Below are 24,001 nucleotides of genomic sequence, written 5' to 3'. Positions count from 1 at the left end.
TCGGGGCTAGCGGCAGCATCTTGTTCTTGCTACTATCCATCGCAACTAAACTTTAAATACTCCAATGGAACGACAAAATGATTGATAAAAATAATTTTCCAGATGTACTGAGGTTTTTAGGCTTTGAAGAACATAATAATGTTTTTCTCAATCAATACGATAGCAATGCTTATTTGAAAGTTGACTTCAATACTAAACATTTAATTTATCCAGAAGATCAAGGTCTGACTGTTAACGAGCGTCAAACTTGTAACTTTTCGCAGAATGAAAACTTTGTCGTCTTTGAATGTGTACATCGTTTGCTTGTCCAAGGATATAAACCTGAACATATTGAGCTTGAACCAAAATGGCAAGTGGGTCACGGTGCAAGTGGCGGTCGCGCGGATGTTTTAATTAAAGACAATCAAGGCGATACGTTGCTTATTATTGAATGTAAAACCGCTGGTTCCGAATTTAACAAAGCATGGAACCGTACTTTACAAGATGGCGGACAGTTATTTAGTTACGTCAAACAAACAAGTACTACGCAATTTATTTGTCTGTATGCCTCGAACTGGATTGATAATCACATCAAACCTGATTATTACCTAATCTCATTAAATGATAATAACAAGCTCCTACAAGAATTAAGAGAAGTTAGTGACGAGCCAATATTGTCTTATGCTGACAGTAAATCACGGAATGTAGAAGACATATTTGATACTTGGAAAGAGACTTATCAGCAGGACTATACAACGCGAGGTTTATTCGAAGACGATATTCAGCCATATTATATTGGTAAGGAAAACTACTCATTAAATGACCTTGTGACCATTAGTAGCAGCGATATTCAAGGCAAATATAATGAATTTGCAACTATTATGCGTCAGCATAATGTCTCTGGTCGAGAAAACGCCTTCGATAAACTGGTCAATCTATTTTTATGCAAGATTGTTGATGAAACTAATAACCCACAAGATCTAAAGTTTAACTGGAAAGGTATCAGCTACGATAGTCCTTTTGATCTTCAAGATCGTCTGCAAGCACTGTATCAACAAGGTATGAAAAAATTCCTAGATGAAGAAGTGACTTATGTACGAGATGATGAAGTTGAAACAGCTTTTCGATTTTATAAAAATGACCCTGTGGAAACCCAAAAAGCTATTAAGGCTATGTTTAGGCGTTTAAAATTTTTCACCAATAATGACTTTGCTTTTGTTGATGTACATAACGAAAGGCTGTTTCAGCAAAACTCAGCTGTCCTTCTTAAAATAGTAAAAATGCTACAAGATATTCGCCTCAAGACTAATGAAGGAAATCAATTTTTAGGAGATATGTTTGAAGGCTTTCTCGACCAAGGAGTAAAACAGTCAGAAGGGCAGTTTTTTACCCCGATGCCGATTGTAAAATTCATTATGAATGCGCTACCTTTAGATAACCTCATCGCTACTTCAGAAGACATTCCTAAAGTCATCGATTATGCTTGCGGTGCTGGGCATTTTTTAAATGAGTATGCAACGACAATAAGACCCACTATTGAGAGTGGTCCTGATAAAAACCTATCAGAATATTATGACAATATTACAGGCATCGAAAAAGAATATAGACTGTCAAAAGTTGCTAAAGTATCTGCTTTTATGTATGGGCAAGATGACATCAATATTATTTATGCAGATGCTCTAGGAAATAACGAAGATATCAAGAACAACAGTTATTCAGTATTGATTGCCAACCCGCCCTATAGCGTCAAAGGCTTTTTGGATACGCTAAAACCTAGCGAACGTAAGCAGTTTGAGCTGCTCAAGTATATTGAGGAAAAAAGCTATACCGTCAATAATAGCATTGAAACCTTTTTTATCGAACGTGCCAAGCAGTTACTCAAAACGGGCGGAGTTGCCGCTATTATTGTGCCGTCCTCTATTTTGACCAAAGGTAAAGCCAGTAGTACCTCATCATCTAAAAATATATACGTCGCTACTCGTGAAATCATATTAAAACACTTCGATATCGTGGCTATAGCAGAATTTGGTAGCGGTACTTTTGGCAAGACAGGTACGAATACTGTCACTTTATTCTTGCGACGCAAAACAACGGATGCGCCTGTTGAAGCTGACCACTATGCACAGAGAGTAGATAACTGGTTTAATCCTGTTCAAAATAGTAGCTTATCTTCGAATGAGGTTGTAGATACTGGTGCGGTATTTGCTGACAGTCACTTTATTGATGATTACTGTGCGCATCTTGAATTAGATGCTGATGATTATAAAACGCTACTGGCTGGTACTCCTAATGAAGCGCTGCTGAATAGCGAATACTTTGCAAGTTATGTCAAAGAGTTTGATAAATGGACAGAGATTAAAAGGCTAAAAAACAGTAAAACGTTTAAAGCATTCTCTAAAGATAAGCAAAAGGCAGAGTTAGATAGACGTTTGGTAAATTATCTAAAAGCGACTGAAAAAGACAAAGTGTATTATTTTGTCCTAGCCAGCCTAAACCCGCAACCTGTGCTTATAATAAAAAGCCCAAGCAAAACCAAAGAGATGAAAGCCTTTTTGGGGTATGAATGGAGCAGCGCCAAAGGTAATGAGGGTATTAAATATTTAGGCGGTTTCAAAATGGATGACCTAGAAGCAGTCGATGAGGACAGCGGAGAGGTGGCGATAGAAGAAGAGGACAAAAGAGTACTAAGTAACCTATATAATTTGGATAATATCAATACACCACTCTATAACCCTAAAGATAAAAGTGACGATACTAAGATTAATTATTTGATTAGCCAAAACTTTCAGAAAGAGAACTTCTTGATTCCAGATGAACTAGAAAGTTTTGTAACCCAATCTAGTTTGGTTGATATGTTAGATTTCAAAGTCGTAGATTTTAACAAAGCAATAAGTTTAGCTCCTAAAATAGATTTAAACATTGATACACAGTGGAATATTAGCTATTTAGGTGATGTAGTCGATGTGTTGATCGGTGGTACGCCTTCAAGAAGCAATAATAGTTATTTTGATGGTAATCACCTATGGTTATCAATTTCAGAGATGAACGGTCATACCATTATTGATACTAAAGAGAAGATCACTGATTCAGGTATTGCCAATTCAAATGTCAAACTTATACCCAAGGGTACAACTTTGCTTAGTTTTAAATTATCTATAGGTAAAACAGCAATAGCAGGACAAGATTTGTATACTAATGAAGCTATAGCAGGACTTATACCCAAGGATAATGCCAAGTTACTAAACAGTTTTATTTTTCAAATATTTAATGCAGGTATTATTCCATTAACTAAAAGTGGTTTAAATACTTTTGGACAGAGTTTAAATAAATCATTCCTCGATAGTAATGTCAAAATTCCATTACCTCCAATAAAAGTCCAAGAACAGATTATAAATGACTGTCAGATAGTAGACAACGAAGCTGAACAGGCTAAAGATCAAACTGAAGAATTAAGAAATGAGATTGATAAGATTATTAATGAATCAGCCAACTCTCTTAATAGCCAAAAAACTAAAATAGGTTCAGCATTAGATTTGAAAGCTGGAAAATTTATTTCTGCCTCTGATATAACTAATAATTATCACGAATCATTATACCCTTGTTATGGGGGTAATGGTTTGCGCGGATATACTAGAACGTTTACTCACGAAGGAGATTATTGTCTTATAGGTAGACAAGGCGCATTATGTGGCAATATTACTCGCGTGTCAGGCAAGTTTCACGCTACTGAACATGCTGTAGTCGTTACTCCTTTGATAGATATAAACGAAACTTGGCTATATTATAAGTTAGTCAATTTGGATTTAAATCAATATGCTACAGGCGTTGCACAGCCAGGATTATCCGTCACAAATATAGATAATATCGATATAGTTATTAACACTATTGAAGAGCAAAACAAAATAGCTAATGACATAAAGGTTTTAGAACTCAAGCTCGAAGAAGCTCAAGCTATCATTGATACAAGCACAGATAAAAAACACGCAATTATTAAGAGCTATTTATAGTTTCGTAGGGTGATTTTCATCGTATCGATAATGTAGATGTTTTTTAAGATTATGATTAGTGCGCTGGGCGCACTCTACTCCAACTTTTGCAGTGCGCGTGTTATTTGAAAGTTTGGTTTTTTGTAGGTTGGTGTCGAGGTACGAGACCCAACAATTCATTAGACTAGATTCTTAACTCAAAATCGTTGGGTGTCGCAAGCTCCGCCCAACCTACTCGAACCTTTTCTATAGAAAAATTCATTTGTTATTTAATGGCTGTTTTAGGGTGCGGTTTAGCCCTGATTGTAGCGGTTATCCTGCTTGGCTGAGCAAGTTGCAATGGCTTGGTTTGGGGTGGCGCGCGGAGCAAGTAACACATCAAACCTTGGCTAGTGATTCGCATAGATAAGTTGATACGAGCTAAAAGCAGGATTAGCTGTCTACTCATTTCGTCCTAGTTTAAACTCAATCTGCTTTACCTTTAGTCCGACGACACCGCTCAGAACAATAAATCACCTGCTCCCAGTCTTTCTCCCATTTCTTACGCCACGTAAATGGGCGCTGACAGACGGGGCAAGTTTTTTGCGGTAGGTTTACCTTTTTATGTGCCATCGTCTGCTCTCTTATGTCGATATAGCTCTACTTCATTACTAACGACTACTTGTCTTCTTTTTGATGATCCAGCCCTTCATACTTTTTAACGCGGCGGCATTGATCGGAGCAATAGACCATGCTCTCCCAGTTTTTATCAAGCTTCTTAGTCCAGCTAAACTCGCGCTCACAGACAGGGCAGAGTTTTTTGCGGACGTTCTTCTTTTTATGCGCCATAATTCTCTCATTGGTTTGTTTAATCTATAGTCGATTCACTACCATCGGATACGGTATTAGGCTTGATTGACCTACTGTTTGTAGCAACTTTATTCGCCGTCATCGTACCTAAAGTAGCTGTTGCCGACTATATTACCACTGTCTCTTACTCATCAGTCCTATTTATAGTGCTATTCATCAGCATTGCTCATAAGCGTTAATAATTAATCATTAGTTGTCAATCGTCAGCTATTAATCATATCTATTAGTCATAATCATCAAAGATTTTATTAAGTCTGTTGAGGCTATTGACGATTAGCTTGCCTGATTGATCGGTACTGCTATCGATGAGTAATTTCTCATCCATCCGCATCGTTAGCGGTGCAAGCGCCTCTTTTAATGCGTTTGCCATCAGCGCAGTCTGCTGAGTGATGTCAGGCACATCACTATCTACGGTTTGATGCTCTTCATTTTTAATCAGACTTTCAGTCAGACTACTAGACAAGCTACTCGCCATTTTCTGTGCCAGTTGTTCAACGGCATTGACTAGTTGCACCATGAGCTGTTTTTGTACCTCTTGATTTTTCTTGAAGTACTCGCCTTCCGCTTTTTCAGCATTGTGATCATGCTTATATATTTGCATCAGCTGATTCAGACTTTTCTCAAAGCCATTATCGATACTGTCGCTGACGACTTTGGCATTATTGAGCACGCTATCGGCAAGGATTTTCTGCGCTTCTAATTGGCTGTTTAGCTGGGCATCGAGTTGCGCTTGCTGCCCTGCTTCTCGTAAACGAGCAATTTGTTCAGGATCATTTTTTGTTAAGTATGTCTCAAACTGGCTACTGATGGCATTGAAGCCACTGGCCAAATCGACCAACTGGGCAACGATACGCGCGCCCGTATCGCCATCTTCACCGCCCATGGCTTTGTTACGTAAGAAGTCGGCTTTAATTTGCGCCCAACGCTCTGTTTCTGCTTCAGTCAATACGCCGCGCATCTCACCAAGCTTGAGCAAGTTGCTCTCTGCGCCTTGGGTCAATAGCTGCGACTCTCCCAAATAGTGATCGTCTATCAGCTGATTAAGCTCACTCTTATTCATGACCGCCGACAGCTTTTCGGTCATCTTATTCATATTACGATAACTGCCTTGCAGCTTAAATATTGGCTCAATACGATACTTGTCATCTTGCGAGGCGGAGGCAATATAGGCTTGGTTGACGTCTAAAATGACCTCTTGCACCCTAAACATATGGCGCAAGATAGCGATAATCTCGTTAACTTCTGAAGTGCTATACGGATACGTCAAATCGCCGCTTTGAGCTTGGGCAAGATTGGCATTGTCCGCTTTCGCCATTTTGATGAGACGATGGACATCCGCTAAGTCACGGTTGGCTAGTGGCGCGAGAACGGTGTTAGAAGTCAGCGAGTTCTCTATATAACTGAGCGCAAATACTTCTTCCATACCGCTCATGATATCGCCTAGGTTGTAGATATCGGCACGGTTGGCGAGCATGTCTGGCACTTTAAAGGCCTCGCCGCTCTCGGTATATGGGTTACCTGCCATGACCACACAGAACTTTTTGCCACGCATGTCATAGGTTTTCGTTTTGCCTTGCCAAACACCATCGATACGGCGCGTACCATCACCGAGTGAGATAAATTTCTGTAAAAATTCCGCATGCGTATGCTGAATATCATCGAGATAAAGCATGACGTTATTGCCCATCTCAAAAGCTAAGTTGATTTTATTCAGCTCTTCTCGTGCGGTGGCATTGGGCGCTTTTTCTGGATCTAAAGACGTCACATCATGACCGAGTGACGGACAATTAATCTTCATAAAGATTAAGCCCAGACGGTTTGCCACATACTCCATCAAGGTGGTTTTACCATAACCTGGTGGCGATATCATCATAAGGATACCCATCAAATCGGTACGCTTATCCTCGCCGACCGTGCCCATCTGTTTGGCAAGGTTGTCACCGATGAGCGGCAGATAGCTCTCATTAATCAGCCGGTTACGCACAAATGAAGACAATGGACGTGGCATAAACTCGTCCAGTCGCAACGTCTCTTTTGAATCATGCAAAATCTCTGAGCGCATGGCCAGATAACGTCTATAGGCAGGGATAACTTGGGTATCATGATGATGCAGACGATTTAAGAAGTCATCGACGGCAAAGGTTAAGGTCTGCTGATGAATACGCGGATGCTCACCCAGTAGGTAATTCACTTGTATTTCAAGCGATACCTTACCCGTGCTACGCTCAAAGCTTTGCACTTGATTGAGCGGATTATTAATACTGGTCAATGAAGGCGTTGACGTAGCCGACGAGGTAATTGAGGAAAATGATAAGGCAGATGGCGTGGCACTTGCGCCTGTACTGTTTAAACCTTGATTACTCAGATTTTTATTACCTAGCCTTTTAACACCTAATCCTTTATCGAAAGTCGCACCTGAATCAATCAGTCGTTGCACCAAAGCTTCACGCTGGGCATCGTTCAATTGAGTAAGTAAAACAGCAATCGCCTCCGGCACATAATGACGGCCACTTTCTAGCTGTTGCTTGCGTAGCGCCTCTTTTTCCTTACTCTCAGCAAGCTGCGCTTCACTGAGTGTCTCGCCTGCCTCATCTCTGCCATCAGCTGATGCATTATCTGACTCATTACCACCGTAAGTCTTATCAAGCAATGCATGAAACCAGGTTGCCAATAGCTCATAGGCTGATTTGGGCTGGAATCCAAGTTTGCCAATTGAAGACTGTAGTTGGTCAAAACTGGCCGTCGCTTGCATACTACCTGAAGCACTATTTAGCGTTTGGCTTAGCTGCTCACACAACTGCTGCGCTTGTTGGCTGGTTTGCCAATTTATTGTGCTGTTTGCGCCTGCACTTGTTTCAGCCGACTGCCCCATGACACTCACCAAATATTCACAAGCAAGCTGAACGTAGCTTGGTTTGAAGATGTTGGCGTTGTTATCAACGCTACCATCTTTATCACCGCTAGCACTTCCATCATGATAAGCAGCGACAAAGTCACGCATCACTTGGCTCATATCTTCGACCAATAGCGATTTGGCCATATCACTGCCCAATGCACGGCGCAGTTGCTCGGCAGTCGCGGCTCTATCCGTCCAGTTGCTCGCGCGCGTCAGCACGGATTCATTTAACCAAGCGTCATAACCGAACTGGCGTAAGCTGTCTAAGCCCAGCGCTTGTACGATATTGAGCTGCCAATAGAATAATTGCGCCAGCGCACGTACTTGCGGGGTATAAATGAGCAGTCCTGCCTCGCGCAAAGTCGGCAATATTTGCATCAATAATAGCGTGGCATCATGGTCATGAATGCCTTTGTCATAGCCGAGCTGGTAGCGAGGGGTGGCGTAAGCTTTGACCAGTTTGGACAAGGGGCTGTCGTTATCAATATCGCCATTAATATCGAGGGTAATGACCGTCGCATCGTATGCTTGATATAAACGCGCTTCGGTCAAACCCTCTTTGCTATTCTTAGCACTCTCGATAATGCTATAGGCTAAGTACTCCGCGCGGTAAACGGTATCGGACTCAGAGGCGATATTCATGTCCCAATACGGGCGCAAGGCGTTCAGCTCAGCATTATTAAGCACTTCATAATAGTCTGTGCCCGTTAGATGTAGATTTAAAACACGATTGCCATCTGACTGCTGACGGCTCAATAAGGTCAAATCTAATGGCTGAGTATTGACCGAAAAACGGTGCTTGCCCAGTTTAATAATCTGACCACCATCTTCAAACAAGTCCGACTTATCTTTTAGACTCTTATAACTCTCGATTTGAATGGCTTTTAGGCGGGCATCGATGTCATCGGCTTTGACACTAAAGCCCATCGCTTGTAGCTCTTTTGCAATATTACGAACTTTTTGTACCAGACCATCAGCCGCAAAATACGTATTTAGCGCCTCTTCCTCTGTAAAGCCTGTGACACCAGTGCTTTGCGTGCGTTTTTTAATACTCTCAAGCATTCGTAGCGCGCCATCACCTAAGTTTTGCGCTTTGCGATTGCGGGAATCGAGTAATTGCTGCTTATGATTTTCGAAGGTCTCGTAAATCTCTTCACGCTTACTGATGATATCGGCTAAAAACTGATCGCCACTATTGGTCTCTGGATCAGCGAACTGACTTTCTAATTCTTCTAGCTGCACCAATAGCTTAGCCATTTGCTCATCTGATTTCTCAGGCGTATTGGCAATAGATAATGCATTGGCAATAGATTGACCGAACAGCTTAAACTGCGCACCAAATTGTGCGACGGCCTCCGCTGAGCCTAGATTTTTGCGTTTGTGATTAAGCTTGGCTTTGCTCTGGTTCAGGCTGGCATAAATGGTCGATATGTCATCGATAATTTGCGTACGTACCGTGGCATCGGCTACATCTAGCGTCCCTAATAGCTCGGTTAATAAATCTAACCCTTGCGCCGTCTCATCAATTTTTTCTAATACAGGTTTTAGCTCGGCATTGGTTTCAGCGGTGTTTAAACGCTCACTGACATCGACCAATATACCTTCGTAACTTGATAGCGCCTCTTCACCACTTAAGAACAGCACAGTCTTTTCAGCCAGCTCGCTTTCGGCTTCTTCTAACTGCTTTTGCAATGCTTGTAGTTTATCGGCATCTAAATAACGCAACTCTTCTAAGCTAACCAAACTGCCTTTTTGACGTCTTAACGCTGACAACTGATCGACATAATCACTGGCAGACTCAAAGCTAGTGACGCGTATCTGCCGCAAAATCTCACTTTGCTGCGTATCAGCATCGGCTAGTGCGGTTTGGGTTTGCTTTTGAATACTTTGTACTTTGGCGAACTCATCAATCACCAGTTCAGCCGTGGCCGTTACTTCTTTAATACTACTGGCGACTTCGCTTAGCTCAGGCTCAGACAACCAGTAATAGCTGTCAAAGAGTCGGCTGGTATTATTGGTAAGCTCTTCATAGAGCTTTTGAGAGACGCTTTGATTGTCAATGAGACGCGTGATGCTATAAAGGTCTGAAATACCGCGTACCAGTTCTTTATTACCAATCTTGCCATAAAAACTCGTGCTCTCTGGCAGCTCACTCACATACTCGTGTGAGGCATAAGGCGTGTGCCATATCTGCATTGGATGAATACGAGACGGCTCGCTTTGGTCACTAAACAGCACCAAACGGCCATTCTCAGCCAAAGCCATGCCGTTACAATAGATAGGATTTGCCAATTGCTTTTTAATCAGGTTATAAGGGAACAGCCCCGTGACGCCCAAGTCTCTATCGTAAAATAAGAATAGAACATCTTCCCCATTCGGCGATACAATTTTACGCTTAAACCGTAAGTCAGTAGCACCAACGTTATTGGCCTCAAACAGCTTATACTCACCCGTCTGTAGATAATAACCACCCGGAAACATGATGCCGTGGTCTTCTGGTAGCTGGACACACGATTGACCAATCGCATCCAAACGCAGCACCGCTTCGGTCAAGGTGTTATAAACGAAATAACGGTAGTCCTCTTCACGATAAGGCAATATTTTAAGCAGTATTAGACTGCCGACTTTGGCATAAGCAATCTCAGCATCCGTCAGCGACTGAGTACGGTCATTGACTGGTTCGCTATAAATACCCTGACCGGACTGCGTATTGTCCTCAATCTTGATGGTCAAATCGCCACCGACCGTTTCCACAAATATCGTGTCTAAGATATTCATATGCGGATATTTGCCATTCACCATTTGATCGCGGGTGGTATCAATCCAGTCAAAATCATAAGCAGGCGGCAGCTCAATATCACGCTCGCCTCGATTGTCCACATAAGCGACTTGCGCCGACTCTGGTGTGCCTTGGCTAAAATCTAACGCAAAACGGAACACTCGAATATCGGTGATACGCTCGCCAATTTGAAACGCCAATAGCAATTTGCTGTCTTTAACCGTTATTTGGATCAGGCGCGTTTGCTTGTAGTATCGATACAGCTCATTGAAATCTTGGACAAAGGCGTCTTGAGCCAAAAAAGTCCCTTTTAGGTCTACTTCTTCGAGCTGATACTCTTCTTCATTACCAACTGGCTCGTTCAGACGATATAACGACAATACGTCCTTAATATTACTCGCGCGTTTGAGCCCCATAAAAACGTTGTAGCCAAACAGCAAATAATCACCGACCTGCACCATATCTTGCGCCACACAGTTGTGCTCGGTACGAATACGAGTACGGGCAATGACTTGCATCTGGGTGCTGCCAAACTCTTCGAGACGCGCATTATTTAGCGTCTGCGTTTGAGCCTCTAAACGACCGCCTTGTTCCGTCAGACGTTTTTTGATGAGCTCATAAGTATTGCCTGAAGCAACTGCCTGATCGGTCTGGTTGGCTTGATTAGCGTTATCGTTGCTTTCTGAATTTGTTGAGTTTTGCGTGTCCGCCATCGTTACTCGTCCGTTTCTGTTTTTACTTAATAAGAGAATTTTGGGCAATAAAGAATCATTGAAAGTAAAGAAGCACTTGGCTAATCTAAAAAAAACGAGTGGTCACTGCTGTTTTTTTAGATTAACCAACTCATCATGATTCGTCATTCCGAATCACCCTGAGTTAGCAAAAAAATCTGCCGCCTACACGACAGATTTTTTATTTTAGAAAATATTACTCATTCACACTGTTAGATAAAAACTTGCTCACTAATATTTGCCCATTAAGACTAGGCATTTTGACCCTATTAATAAGTCGTTTTATCATCATTTTGCTGGTTTGATTTCATGGCTTGACTGGCCATCACACCATTGATGATACCGCTCAATGTGTCCGACTTACCCGCTAGGCCATCAATGGCTTTACCGATAGACAGTGACTTGGCAAAGTTGTCAAAGAAATGCGCTTCGCCGCCAACAATATCGATTTTGGCTTTCTGTAACGCAACTGCTAATACTTCAGCATTCTCTTTCGCAATCTCTTTACCAGCATCGATTGAGGCAAGCGCTTCTTGCAATGCTGTTTCAAGACTCATGCGGAACTCTTCGTGCTCACGTGCCTCTTTGCTCATGCTACCCATGGCATTGAATTTCTCGACCAGACCATCTGCTTCGGCTTGGAAATGTGCACGAGTAACTTCGGCTTTTGCCAATCCAACTTCGCGTTCTGCTTTGGCGTTTGACTCACCGCGAGCCGCGATGACTTGAGCATCTGCCATGCCTTTTTCACGCTCAGCTCTGGCGGTAGATTCACCGCGAGCGGCGATGATTTCTGCATCGACCATACCAATATCACGCTCAGCTTTTGCCTTGGATTCGCCACGAGCCGCGATAACCTCAGCATCTGCCATGCCTTTTTCACGATCTGATTGTGCTTCAGCTTGTCCGGTCGCTTTGATAACATTGGCTTTCGCAATGCCTTCTTTTTCCAAAGACGCCGCTTTGACTTCTTGGATAGCCGCTTCAGCGAAGCCATGTGCTGACTCTTCTGCTTTGGTACCTTCAGCCATTTTAATTTTGGCTTCTGAATCTTTAGCGGATGCTTCAAGATTCGCAGCGGCAAGCGTGGTAATTTCGACGGCTTTATGCTTGGCTGATAACTCTTCAGCTTCGGCTTTTTTCACCTGACGTACTTTGATTTCTTCCGCATCGGCTTCTGCTGCAAGGACGCGCGTTTGCTTAGAACGCTCAGCTTCGCTAATTTCGCGGACTTCTTTGATACGCTCTTCTTCTTGCGCAACGGTTTTGTCCACTGCGATACGCTCACGAATGACGTTGGCGATTTCTTTTTTCTCAAGCTCAATTGCACGTTCAGCTTCGATGCGTTGCAAGTCAACTTCACGCTCACGAGAGACGATTTCTAAATCACGAGCACGCGTGACTTTTTCTTCTTCGATGACGACTGCACGCAGACGATTTTGACCTGCTACTTCGATTTCACGCTGCTGATTCTCACGCTGAATCGCCAAATCCTGCTCAACCGAGATAACAGCCGTTTCAGACTTTTTACGCTCTTCTTCTTCAATCTTGCGGGTTTCAGCCGTTTCGCGTGCAATCACTGACGAGATTTCACGTTGCTGTTTGGCTTCAGCATCAGCTTGCTGACGCTCTAGCTCTAGCATCGCCTCTCTGGTTTCAACATTCTTTTTCTTAACGGCTAGCTCTTCGTCACGCTCAAGCTCGTTGGTGATGACGTTCTGAAAGGCCGTTAATTGGGTAATCTTTTTGATACCTTCAGCATCTAAGATATTACTTGAATCTAATGACGCTTTTGGCGTTTGCTCTAAATAATCAATCGCCACATCTTCTAAGACATAGCCGTTCAGATCGTTACCGATTTCTTGAACGATGCTGTCACGAAACTCGCTGCGGTTTTCAAACAGTTTGACGAAATCAATCTGTTTACCAACTGTTTTTAAGGCTTCTGAGAACTTAGCATTAAACAGCTCGTTGACAGCGACTTTATCTGATGCACGCTCAACCCCAACCGATTTGGCGACTTTTAGCACATCCTCTTCGGTTTCATTGACGCGTAAATAAAATGCCACGGTGATATCAGCACGCATGTTGTCTGCGCAAATCAAACCTTCTTTACCGCGTCTGTCCACTTCTAAGGTGATAAGCGAGATTCTCATCAATTCTTTTTTGTTGATGACTGGCCAAACAAAACCACCATCAAAACGTACGGCAATTTTACTCACACCGTTAATAATGAGTGCTTTGCCCTGCTCGACCTTAAAGTAAAAGGCCTTGAGCATCAATAGTGCGACCATCATAAAAACAAACGCCAGCACTACAACCACGCCGACGATAATGAGTGTGTCCATATCCATTCCTTTAATTAAAACATTCCATAATCCATTCAATATAAATCAGATACGCTATCAGGCCTACTAAATCCACTATTTATGGCACTGTTTATAGCAAGTGTGCTTTATAGCCCTGTCATTCGCCTTCGATATATCTGAATTACCTTGAACCGACTATAATCAAATTTAAAACGATTCGTACTATTTCTAAAAACTTGCTATTTCTGACAATCAATTACTTCTAAAACAATTAGCTCTATTCATACTTTTACAATATTTTTTTATCTTCGACGACAGCAACTCGGTAGGTATTGGCTTCGTCTAAATACTCTATCAACATCACTCTATCACCTTGTTTTAGCAAACCATCATTGGTGTCTGAACGAATTTTGAGTATCAATCCTGCGCCGCCATCATTTAGCTCTGCTTCGCCATGCTTATCTGTGACACTAAGCGTACGCACAACAGCGATCTTACCCACATTATTAGACGAATTACGTTTGGGAATTTTGGCGATATTTTTGCGAATCGGCGAAATAATAATACCTGTCAACCACATAGAGACGACCAATACGAAAATGAGCGCCCCTGTACCGAATAAATAATACAGAACGCCAGTATCGAAATATTGGTGTAAAAAGCTGGTATATAAATAGCTGAGCAACCAACCGATCAAGCTAATTAAGCTTAGTATGATGATTAAAGGGACACCGTAAAGACCAAATTTGAGCATGAGACCGGTAAAAAAACCAGTCGATGATAAGGTAGAGACATCAGCATCACCGCCTGACTCACCAAGGTCCACGCTATCCATATCTGCCATGCCGAGTAAAGACACAACCCAATATAAAGTGACGAACATCACAAGCCCCGTAAAAATAATCGTGGGATATAAACTGATTTTAGTGATAAAGACTAAAAAAGCTTCTTGCATTGTGCGTATTCTCCTTTTGCTCACCCAATCTATTAGCTCAATGAATTGGTTATACAAATTGGTATTATGTGGATGATGCTCACTCGAATTAATGCTGCCAAGTTTACATTTTTTAAATCAACTTATGTTGCTTTATCAAGGATTATATATACATTCCATTACATAATACATAGGTTTTACCTTTAGCGTCCCCATATCGGCGAGCGTACAACTCCGCCCACCTTACTGCCAATGGCATAACTTGTATTACCAGATAATGAGTGAATGACCAAACTTCCACCATTTTGACCGCCCACTTGTGAAAGCTTTGTCGGATAGACAGCATACTGTGCAGATGGTGACAGACGCGCTGGTTCATCAAGTCCAGTCTCTGCTAGATTGATAACTTGCCCTGTAGCCAGCGTCATCACCGCAGCCTTACGACCATTGAGATAGGCCATGCGCTGACCGTCCAAGCTCAGTTGCGGACTGGCGACATAGCCACTTGTTAGCACAGGCGTGGCACTAGCAGTCTCGAATTTATAGCGATAGATACGTGGGCGTCCAGCGCGGACTTTATCACTGGTATAGACAAAACTTTGCCCATCACTGGCGTAGCTTGGCTGCACTTCCGTGCTCGGTAACGTAGTGAGCTGTGTGGTCTTACCGTCGCTCAGACGCATCTCATAGATATCAGCATTGCCGCCGACCGTTGAGCTATAGAGGAGTTTTTGACCATTAGGTGAGAACGACGCTGACATATTGCTGCCTTCAGTATTTACCGCAAGGTTACGGATGTTGCTTTTGCGATCATAGATATAAATCTTAGGATGCTGGCGCGGCGCTTGTTTACTATATGCCAGCAGTTGCCCATCAGCTGACCACGCTGGCGCATAAATATAACCATTAAGCTGATCGATTAACTGACGATCACTACCATCAGGACGAATGCTATAAAGCGTCGACATCTTTGCAGCTCCGACTCCTTGCTCCTCGACATAGGCAATGCGCCCATGCCGATCTATCGCTGACATCCGCGCCGTTAGTGGATTGCTCGCACTCATATTATTAGCAGGCGCTTGCATCGTTTTAGACATCGTACTAGGCAAGGTCTGACAACCCGTCAACAGAATAAAAGTCGTTAGTGCGGTGATATTACTTATCGTTCGTATATTGACGGATGATTTTGATACAAGCATTTTTGACATAAAATAACGTCCAATAAAGTATTGATTATTGCGTACTGAGAATCTTGACAATCAAGGCTAAAAGATTGAGTGCATTAAAATATCCTAGCCTAAAGACTTTACTTAATAGCAAATGACAGTGTAGCGTAAACCATGCCAAATTTTGGACAAAAAAATACCCCACTAGATAGTGAGGCGTTTTTAAAACTAAATCTGACTTTTATAAAAAAAAGCTTTTAGCGAATACTATTTAAAAACCATCTGTAATGATTGAATTATTTAGAAACGGCTTTGAAATGGGCAACTTGATTGCTATTGGTAATGGTCAAGATAGGCGTGTTATTGGCATTTTTACTGATGCTATATTTACCTTGTACGGTCGCTAAAGTCGCAGTATCAAAACTTGCTTGTGGCTCAGGGCATGCCATCATAGTAGATAAAACGTTGCCTAATACGACATTGCCATTCACAACCTTGTAGTCAGCGCCCATGTTATTACAGGTGTTCATAAAGGTCACACGGTCACTGCCGCTGTCTTTGAAGAACTTTAGCGTCAACGGCTTCGCTGGATCAAAGAACAATTGACTAACCTTATCGCCATTGCTGCGTTTGGCGTCAACTAGCTGCCAGTCATATGCTTGTAGCGTATTAGAAGTAATTGGTTGAGTCACTGGCGCTGTTACGCTGGGGGTGGTTTGGCAACCAGCAGCCAACGTACCTGTACCTACCGCAAGTGTCGCTGCCATCATCATTTTAGTCATGTTTTTCATATAAGCTCCTATAGTGGTTTTTTTAGAATAAAAAATAGCTCTTATCCTAAACATTCGTTTTTATTATGATTAATTTACTGTTTTATTCATTACTCTCAATAATGCGGTCATTATGCACAACTGGAGCTTAACTGTCATTATAGATTGAGTGTATGATTACCCTGTTATTTGTTGCGCTCTATAGTCTTTTTGCTAACCTCTATTGTTAGACGTTACATTAACTGCTAACACTTTTTCTATAACTTCTTGAATATACCCTGAAAACCGACAGTTTCTCGTTAAAATTACCGTTTTACTCATTTATGCTAGGTATTACTTTAGATTGGCGCTGTTCTGTTTTTGCAAAGCAGCATAGCCTACCAAACGCTTGCGTTCAGCCTCACTAAATAGCTGCTGTTCGATTTGATTGATTTGGGTTTGTGCTTGCGTTTTATCTGCACTTTGACTCAATAAGCGCTGTTTTTGGGCTTGATATTGGTCGAAACGTTGAGCAAAGTTAGCATCTTCTGCATCAACTTGCGCGAGGCGTGCGGCGGCTGGAGCACCTACCAGATCACGACGCATGTTATACAGTTCCTGAGCCGTTGCCCCTTTTGCTTGCATCTGTTTTGTGCGATTCATCAGCTCGTTCAGATTGGCTTGCTGGATGATACCGGCTTTGAGCGCATTATCTGGCATACGGCTAATGTAGTTCTGCCGTGTTGCCTCTTTTTGCACATCCGTTAGCTGCTGGTTTTGGTTAATTCTGACCATCTCCATACTATAATCATCATACTCCTCTTCTGCACCAAAGAAGGCGGTAATGGTTTCTTTAGTAAAATACTGCTGACGCAACTTGACTACATCTTGCTTTTGCTGCGCGACGACATTTAGATCCAGCTCACCGCTTTTTGCCGCTTGTAATTGCAGATTACCGTAACGTTGTTCTATTTCAGAAATGGCTTTAAGATAGGTAATATATTGGTCAAATATAGCGACCGCTTGACTAGCGGCTGGCTCTGGCGTGTGGTGACGAATATAGCTTTCAACACGGGCATAAATAACCGCTTCATCTTCTTCACCCAGCGCCGACAAAAAATAATCGAATAAACGCCGCAGACCTTCAGTGACGACCAACTGCTTATTTTCATCAATGATGATTTCGCCGTCAATTTGCGTGCCTTGTAATGAGCGCGGCAAACGCTCCAATCCAGTGACAAATAGAGACTGGTTTTGGGCGGCAGTTGTTTGCACTACTTGGCCATTATCCAGCGCATTTGATAGGCTAGCATTAGCCTCATTAGTGAGGGCACTGGATACTGGTTGCTCTGTAGCCATACGTGTATTATCAGGTTTGAACCACATAATCACCGCCGCCGTTATGGCTATGCTAACCAAGGCGATTATAACTATTGGTAGATAGGCTGGGCGGCGATTATTCGACATAGATGAGGGTTCTTTTTATAAGTCAGCTTAAAGGCTTATGTTTTTAAAAGCGTATGTTATTAAAGGTTAGCGTTTTTAAGACGATTGACCTGAGTACGATAGATAGATTTTGGCTCAGAATCGCCCCATGCCGTCAGACCCAATACTTGATCGGCTGAATCCAAATGATTCATTCTATAATTATCCCGAATCACATAACCAAGACGACTTGAGCAAGCAGACACCAACCCATCATTAGACTCGCCTGCAAACGGCACGCTCGTTGCTGCCAATAAATAATCACTAGGATCAAGTGCGCTTGTTATTTGCCCAACCCCGCTGAACGAATAGTATTTGATACCATTGATAGCAGTACTGGTCGGCTGACCACAATAGTTTTTTGGCATTGCCGCAGGAAATTTGGCATTGAACTTAGCCGCACCATCGGTTGATAGAGCTACGAGCGCTTGCCAGCCATCTTGCTCTTGTATCTCTTTAAAACTGATACCTGAACCAACGTCTGTAAAGCCACCAATCAAATTGAACACGCCTGAGACTAGCTGTGTTGTGACATTGGATGGATTACCTGTGGTGTTGTTTGGCTCAAGGGTGTTTTTGACAAAATCTGCCGTTTTTGACCCTTGTTCTGGGCTTGAGACTGCCGTAACTGATGCGACATATTTTGGCGCGACGCCAGCAACATAGCGGATATCTATACCGCCTTGACTGTGTCCAAATAAATTGACTTTAGCCTCACCTGAAATGGCAGTGATGGTTTTGACTTGTTGTAGCAGTTGCTCTCCGCGAATCTCACTGTTATTGACGGCTGACGTTTTGGTGGTGTATACCTCTGAGCCGCCTTTCATCAACTCTTGAGGAATGCCATTGAAGTAGTCGATAATCCCAAACAAGTTAGTGAAGCCGCCAAGACCATGTGCCATAACAATTGGGTATTTTGTATCAGTATGATTTGACGTCCAGTATTTGTTGCTGACCAGCTTACATCCGGTTGAATTGGCACAATTATAGTATTGACCAGCAGCTTGAGCTGAGGTGGTTTGTAAAGCCATTAAAAGTACACCGGCACCGATAACACCAAGTGAGGGGAGAAATGCGCTGGGCGTGAAAGCCGAAGCTAGAGAAAATTTTAGCGTCATAATAACGTCCTTGTTATCATTAATTTTGATTATCTTTACCTGATAATATCGGCAAAGATTGCTGCTAATTCCTTTAGCATGCAAAATTACATTACTTATATCTTCTGTAACATTCAACTAAATTGTCAAAATATGAATATATTATCGTGACTAGAGGGTCACAACTGCCCCTACTTCGCTGTAAAGCAATTATTATCAATAATAATGATAGGTTCACTATCACTTAACGTAAAACAGCGGCGTCTTCATTTATGTTATAATTCAAGCCATTAATTCCATAACTATAAGTAATATAATGATGACTAAAAAATCCCTTATCCAGTCCCCAGAAGCCATAGAAAAAATGCGCGTGGCCGGTAAACTTGCCAGTGATGTCCTTGTCATGCTCGATGAGCACGTTCGAGTTGGCATCAGTACCGAGGCACTTAACCAAATCGCCCATGACTATATCGTTAATGTGCAACAGGCTATTCCTGCACCGCTTAACTATAATGGCTTCCCAAAATCAATTTGTACCTCGATTAACCATGTGGTTTGTCATGGTATTCCAGCCGAAAACAAGCTACTCAAAGATGGCGATATCATTAATATCGATGTGACTGTGATAAAAGATGGCTACTATGGCGATACCTCAAAAATGTGGATCGTTGGTAACGGCTCTATCATGGCACAGCGTATCTGCAAAGTGGCACAAGACGCTCTTTATGCTGGTATGAGTGTCGTCAAAAATGGTGCGCGTCTAGGTGATGTCGGCGCTGCTATCCAAGCAGTGGTCGAGCCTGAGCGTTTTAGTATCGTTCGCGAGTTCTGTGGTCACGGCATTAGTAATGAGTTTCACCATGAGCCGCAAGTCATGCACTATGGCAAAAAAGGTACAGGCTTTGAGCTAAAAACAGGCATGACCTTTACCATCGAGCCGATGATTAACCAAGGTACATGGCAAACCAAGATTTTGCCTGATGAATGGACGGCGATTACTAAAGACCGTAAGCTGTCAGCACAGTGGGAGCATACGATGGTCGTGACCGATAATGGCTGTGAGGTGTTTACCACTCGCCCTGAAGAAGATTTGAGTTTTTTGACCCAGTAATATCAAAAAAGATCGCCTAGGCGGTCTTTTTTTTGGCCAATAATTAGGTCATATTGAGTATTGTGCTCACCCGCTTTTTATCTTTATACTCTGATGACTTAATAACTTATATTGGTAACTTCTATTTGTGAATTTTGTCAGCTACCAGCACACTGGTGATTCTACGCTTTTCAGCTGAAACGTTTTATTTTAAAACTCTTAACGGGATAACACTCATGTTTACTTGTGATGTCGCTTCTATCGATCTGACACCTTTACCTCTATTATCAAAGGATATAGCGACAAACGCGTCACTGCTAGCGGACACCCCTGTCACTGAAAAGTCGCTACTGGGTATTCCTCACTGGTTGACTCAAATTAATCAGGATATGAACCGTGCACTTGAACGCGGTGTCAATATTCGTCAATTGGTGGCGGCACGCTCTGGTGCGATTGACGAATTGCTGATTGCCTTGTTTAACTGGTTTGAGCTGGATAAGACAGATTTGGCTTTATTTGCCACAGGCGGTTATGGTCGCGGCGAGCTGTCGCTTTATTCAGACATCGACATTTTATTGCTCTCCCCTGATGAGATTGGCGCTGATGCCAGTGGGAAAATAGATCGGTTGGTGGCGCTATTGTGGGATATCGGATTAGAGCCTGCTCTCTCGGTACGTAGTGTTAATGACGCTTTAGAGGCGTCCCTTGATCACACCATTGCCAGTGCCCAGCTAGAAGCTCGGCTATTAATCGGTAATGAGGCTTTACAGGATGTGCCGGTTCAAATTGTCAATAAACAGTGGTCGCCGCGTGAGTTTTTTGAAGTAAAAATCGCAGAAGCTAAAGCGCGATACTTACAGCACAATGCCACCGAGTACAACCTTGAACCCAATATAAAAACCGCCCCTGGTGGTCTACGCGACATTCATATCATCGGCTGGGTGACCAAACGCTATTTTCGAGTGGGTAAGCTGTATGACTTAGTACAACAAAACTTTTTGACTGAAAAAGAGTTCGATGAGCTGAACTTTGCAGAAGGTTATTTATGGCAAATACGTCATTATCTGCATGTATTGACTGGTCGCAACGAAAACAAGCTGCTGTTTGATTATCAGCGTGAGATTGCCCAATTGATGGGTTATGAGACGCAGCCAGACGATCAGCCAAATGCCGCCGTCGAGCGTTTTATGCGCGACTATTATCGCTGTGCCATGCAGATATCAACGCTGTCTGAGATGCTGACCAATCACTACTACGAGACGATTATAGAGCCGCAGTTACCTGATGATGAGCGTCCAAAAAAGCAGCCAATCAATGCGCGCTTTAACCAAGTTGGTGACCAAATCGCCATGGCGCATCATCGGGTTTTTGCTCAGCACCCTGATGCTATCCTAGAGATGTTTTTACTGATGGGTCAGTACGGTATCAAAAACGTGCGTACTCATACGTTGCGTGCGCTAAAAATCGCCGCGCGTGGCATCGATCAAGTCTACCGTGATAACCCCGCTCACCAAGCGCTCTTTTTAGCCAATTTAAAAGAGCAGAATTATCTGTTTCATCGCCTGCGTGCCATGAATCGCTATGGCGTCTTAGGCAGCTACATTCCTGCGTTCGCCCAAGTGACCGGTCTAATGCAATATGATTTATTTCACCGTTATACGGTTGATGCGCATACCTTATTTTTGATTCGGATTTTACATCGCTTCACCGACCCACGGTTTTATGAAGATTTTCCACTGGTCAGCTCTATCTTTCAGCGTATCGAGCGCAAGGAAATCTTGGTACTGGCCGCCATGTTCCATGATATTGCCAAAGGTCGCGGTGGCAACCATAGTGAGCTTGGACAAACCGAGTCGACTGAATTTTGTTTGGCGCATGGTATGAGTCTGGCAGATGCCAATTTGGTCGGTTGGCTAACTCGCTATCATTTATTGATGTCAATGACTGCTCAGAAAAAAGACATCTCAGATCCAGAAGTGGTCACTATTTTTGCCAATTTAGTCGGTAACGTCACCCACCTCAATCATTTATATGTGCTCACTGTTGCGGATATGAATGCGACCAATCCACAGTTGTGGAACAGCTGGCGTGCCACATTAATGAAACAGTTATACTCACAAACTCGGCGCATTTTGCGCGCTGATATCGATGCACCTACTAATCGCCAAGATATGATCAGTGCCACACGTACCCAAGCCTTAGCGATGCTCGATAGCGTCAACAATCAACACATGAATCGCGATGAAGTCTTGAGGCTATGGGATGATTTGGGTGATGAATATTTCTTGAGAGAAATTCCTGAAGACATCTTATGGCATACCGAGGCCATTTTGAACCATCCACCGATTGGTCTTGCTTCTAATGCAGATAGCCCGCCATTGGTAGTACTGCGTGAGCATCGTGAGTTGGCCCTTGATGCGGTACAGGTCTTTGTTTATACCCAAGATCAGACGAACCTGTTTGCAGTCACCATGGCTGTATTCGATCAAATGAACTTGGATGTTTTAGACGCCCGTATTATTACTGCTACCCGCGATTTTGCTTTGGACTCCTATGTACTGCTTGATCCCAGTGGCACATTATTGGTCGATGAGGACAGTCAACAAGAGCTCAAACAGCGCTTAATCAATGCCTTTAAAGACCCGACAGTATTGAAGCTTACCAATAAGCGTATACCGCGTCAGCTTAGACACTTTGAAGTGACCACGGTGATTAATTTTGAGTTTAATGAGGCTTCTGATCAGCATATTATGAGCTTAGAAACCCTTGATCAGCCGGGGCTACTGGCAAGAGTAGGACAGGTGTTTTTGCAGGAGAAAATTGAGGTACATGCGGCGCGTATCACCACTTTGGGCGAACGTGCAGAAGATATGTTTTATATCAGCGATCAAAATGATGAACCGCTATCTGCTGCTAGACTTGAAGCGCTACGATCCGCCTTGATGGCAAGTCTCAGTATGCAAAGAGAGCAGCCTGCTGCTTACAGCAAATGTGATTGAACAAATGGGCTTACAAGATAAGTCTAAGATAAATATTCAGTGTGTATCATCCATTCATTGATGGCATGCTTTGTATTTTTTAACCCATTAATATCAAAAGCACCTTTTATAAGGTGCTTTTATATATCATTTCGCTAGCGTGCTCATTGAGCTCATCATCCGCAAGATCTGGTGGCAGAATCTCTGCTTCAATCTGTTTTTGCGTCAGTATTAAGCGCCCAGCGTTGACCTCTTTTTGCAGCAAACAATGCAAACTTGCTAAATGAAAATCTCTGCCAAAACACTCATAGATTTGTCTTAGAGAAATAGGCGATTTGGCATGCACATCGGGATAAAGGCTGTCCTCTGCTAAGATAATCATCTCATTCAGTGCCTCTTCGCGCATCAACTCATCTTTATCAATTTTACGTTGCAAGCTGTCTGCCATTCGACTTTTGGACGCGAGCATGGCCACAAAAATTACTGTCTGTACGACAAACAAGGCAATATATTGCCATAAGGGTAGTAAAATACCGAGCTGATTGCTAAGCAACATCAGCACCATCGCAACGATCACGTAACTGACCAGTTGCCACAGTAACCACATCATCAAGCTGTTTTCACCGTACCAAAACATTTTTCGTTCTTTATGGCTAATTAATTGCTGGCGAGCTTGCCACCAGCTTTGCTCCCGCTGTTTTAATAGCTCGTACAATTTGGCTCGCTGTTGCGCATCATCAAAATTTTCATCTTGAATGTCTGTCGCGTTAAGATCATTAGTTTTTGAGATACTAGGCATATCAAATTATCCTCGCCATAATCTATCATTAGGGCTGACAGCAGTTTTTTGTATTGTTATAAGTTATCAATTGATAAGCTTTTTTTAGGATTTTTAAATCTGTGACGGCTTCATTAGTTATTATAATTTATGGTTAAATAGCTAAGCAGCTTGAGCATGAGAAGTAAAAGACAA

Annotated in this window: 13 protein-coding genes; 3 read left to right on the top strand and 10 right to left on the bottom strand. The window is 42.7% G+C overall.

The features are described 5' to 3' along the window. Positions 1–77 precede the first annotated feature (77 nt). Complete coding sequence (locus AK822_RS02695; protein ID WP_060490481.1) at positions 78–3,986, top strand: restriction endonuclease subunit S; 3,909 nt, start codon at positions 78–80, stop codon at positions 3,984–3,986. A 444-nt stretch (positions 3,987–4,430) separates the two neighbouring features. Here the strand turns inward: AK822_RS02695 and AK822_RS14600 are convergent, their stop codons facing one another. The 9 genes from AK822_RS14600 to AK822_RS02660 form a co-directional block, all read right to left on the bottom strand. Then, positions 4,431–4,577: a DUF2256 domain-containing protein gene (locus AK822_RS14600; protein WP_087945540.1), complete on the bottom strand. Its 147-nt coding sequence runs from the start codon at positions 4,575–4,577 to the stop codon at positions 4,431–4,433. Positions 4,578–4,622: 45 nt separating this feature from the next. Then, positions 4,623–4,793 carry a DUF2256 domain-containing protein gene (locus tag AK822_RS14595; protein WP_010196547.1) on the bottom strand — a complete coding sequence of 57 codons (171 nt, stop codon included), beginning with the start codon at positions 4,791–4,793 and terminating at the stop codon, positions 4,623–4,625. Between the two features lie 244 nt (positions 4,794–5,037). Continuing rightward, positions 5,038–11,202 carry a DNA repair ATPase gene (locus AK822_RS02690; protein ID WP_060490480.1) on the bottom strand — a complete coding sequence of 2,055 codons (6,165 nt, stop codon included), beginning with the start codon at positions 11,200–11,202 and terminating at the stop codon, positions 5,038–5,040. Positions 11,203–11,489: 287 nt separating this feature from the next. Beyond that, a complete protein-coding gene (locus tag AK822_RS02685; RefSeq protein WP_060490479.1) occupies positions 11,490–13,568 on the bottom strand; it encodes a flotillin family protein in 2,079 nt (692 codons plus the stop codon). 250 nt (positions 13,569–13,818) lie between these two features. Beyond that, positions 13,819–14,484, bottom strand: a complete 666-nt coding sequence (locus AK822_RS02680; RefSeq protein ID WP_060490478.1) for an OB-fold-containig protein — start codon at positions 14,482–14,484, stop codon at positions 13,819–13,821. A gap of 182 nt (positions 14,485–14,666) precedes the next feature. After that, entirely contained in the window at positions 14,667–15,671 is a 1,005-nt protein-coding gene (locus AK822_RS02675; protein ID WP_060490477.1) for a PD40 domain-containing protein, read from the bottom strand. A 254-nt stretch (positions 15,672–15,925) separates the two neighbouring features. Next, positions 15,926–16,420: an META domain-containing protein gene (locus AK822_RS02670; RefSeq protein ID WP_060490476.1), complete on the bottom strand. Its 495-nt coding sequence runs from the start codon at positions 16,418–16,420 to the stop codon at positions 15,926–15,928. 312 nt (positions 16,421–16,732) lie between these two features. Next, complete coding sequence (locus AK822_RS02665) at positions 16,733–17,845, bottom strand: lipase secretion chaperone (RefSeq protein WP_060490475.1); 1,113 nt, start codon at positions 17,843–17,845, stop codon at positions 16,733–16,735. Between the two features lie 59 nt (positions 17,846–17,904). Beyond that, positions 17,905–18,981, bottom strand: coding sequence for an esterase/lipase family protein (locus AK822_RS02660; protein ID WP_060490474.1), 1,077 nt, complete (start codon positions 18,979–18,981; stop codon positions 17,905–17,907). Between the two features lie 298 nt (positions 18,982–19,279). On the opposite strand from AK822_RS02660, the gene map reads away from it, so the two are divergent. Together map and glnD are read left to right on the top strand one after the other, a co-directional pair. Further along, a complete protein-coding gene (gene map / locus AK822_RS02655) occupies positions 19,280–20,071 on the top strand; it encodes a type I methionyl aminopeptidase (protein WP_372815769.1) in 792 nt (263 codons plus the stop codon). A 215-nt stretch (positions 20,072–20,286) separates the two neighbouring features. Beyond that, positions 20,287–23,049, top strand: coding sequence for a [protein-PII] uridylyltransferase (glnD, locus tag AK822_RS02650; RefSeq protein ID WP_060490473.1), 2,763 nt, complete (start codon positions 20,287–20,289; stop codon positions 23,047–23,049). Positions 23,050–23,155: 106 nt separating this feature from the next. On the opposite strand, the gene AK822_RS02645 is transcribed toward glnD, so the two are convergent. Continuing rightward, positions 23,156–23,827 carry a DUF1097 domain-containing protein gene (locus tag AK822_RS02645; protein ID WP_045447700.1) on the bottom strand — a complete coding sequence of 224 codons (672 nt, stop codon included), beginning with the start codon at positions 23,825–23,827 and terminating at the stop codon, positions 23,156–23,158. Positions 23,828–24,001: the final 174 nt, after the last annotated feature.

This window comes from Psychrobacter sp. P11F6, assembly GCF_001435295.1.
Classification (GTDB): Bacteria; Pseudomonadota; Gammaproteobacteria; order Pseudomonadales; family Moraxellaceae; genus Psychrobacter.
Note: the sequence above shows the minus strand (reverse complement) of the source record. Positions and strands in the feature narration are given on the sequence as shown.

Excerpts from the sequence above, each read along its gene's own strand:
- AK822_RS02695 (WP_060490481.1), top strand. The coding sequence starts at position 78 with ATGATTGATAAAAATAATTTTCCAGATGTACTGAGGTTTTTAGGCTTT.
- AK822_RS14600 (WP_087945540.1), bottom strand. The coding sequence starts at position 4,577 with ATGGCACATAAAAAGGTAAACCTACCGCAAAAAACTTGCCCCGTCTGT.
- AK822_RS14595 (WP_010196547.1), bottom strand. The coding sequence starts at position 4,793 with ATGGCGCATAAAAAGAAGAACGTCCGCAAAAAACTCTGCCCTGTCTGT.
- AK822_RS02690 (WP_060490480.1), bottom strand. The coding sequence starts at position 11,202 with ATGGCGGACACGCAAAACTCAACAAATTCAGAAAGCAACGATAACGCT.
- AK822_RS02685 (WP_060490479.1), bottom strand. The coding sequence starts at position 13,568 with ATGGACACACTCATTATCGTCGGCGTGGTTGTAGTGCTGGCGTTTGTT.
- AK822_RS02680 (WP_060490478.1), bottom strand. The coding sequence starts at position 14,484 with ATGCAAGAAGCTTTTTTAGTCTTTATCACTAAAATCAGTTTATATCCC.
- AK822_RS02675 (WP_060490477.1), bottom strand. The coding sequence starts at position 15,671 with ATGTCAAAAATGCTTGTATCAAAATCATCCGTCAATATACGAACGATA.
- AK822_RS02670 (WP_060490476.1), bottom strand. The coding sequence starts at position 16,420 with ATGAAAAACATGACTAAAATGATGATGGCAGCGACACTTGCGGTAGGT.
- AK822_RS02665 (WP_060490475.1), bottom strand. The coding sequence starts at position 17,845 with ATGTCGAATAATCGCCGCCCAGCCTATCTACCAATAGTTATAATCGCC.
- AK822_RS02660 (WP_060490474.1), bottom strand. The coding sequence starts at position 18,981 with ATGACGCTAAAATTTTCTCTAGCTTCGGCTTTCACGCCCAGCGCATTT.
- map (WP_372815769.1), top strand. The coding sequence starts at position 19,280 with ATGACTAAAAAATCCCTTATCCAGTCCCCAGAAGCCATAGAAAAAATG.
- glnD (WP_060490473.1), top strand. The coding sequence starts at position 20,287 with ATGTTTACTTGTGATGTCGCTTCTATCGATCTGACACCTTTACCTCTA.
- AK822_RS02645 (WP_045447700.1), bottom strand. The coding sequence starts at position 23,827 with ATGCCTAGTATCTCAAAAACTAATGATCTTAACGCGACAGACATTCAA.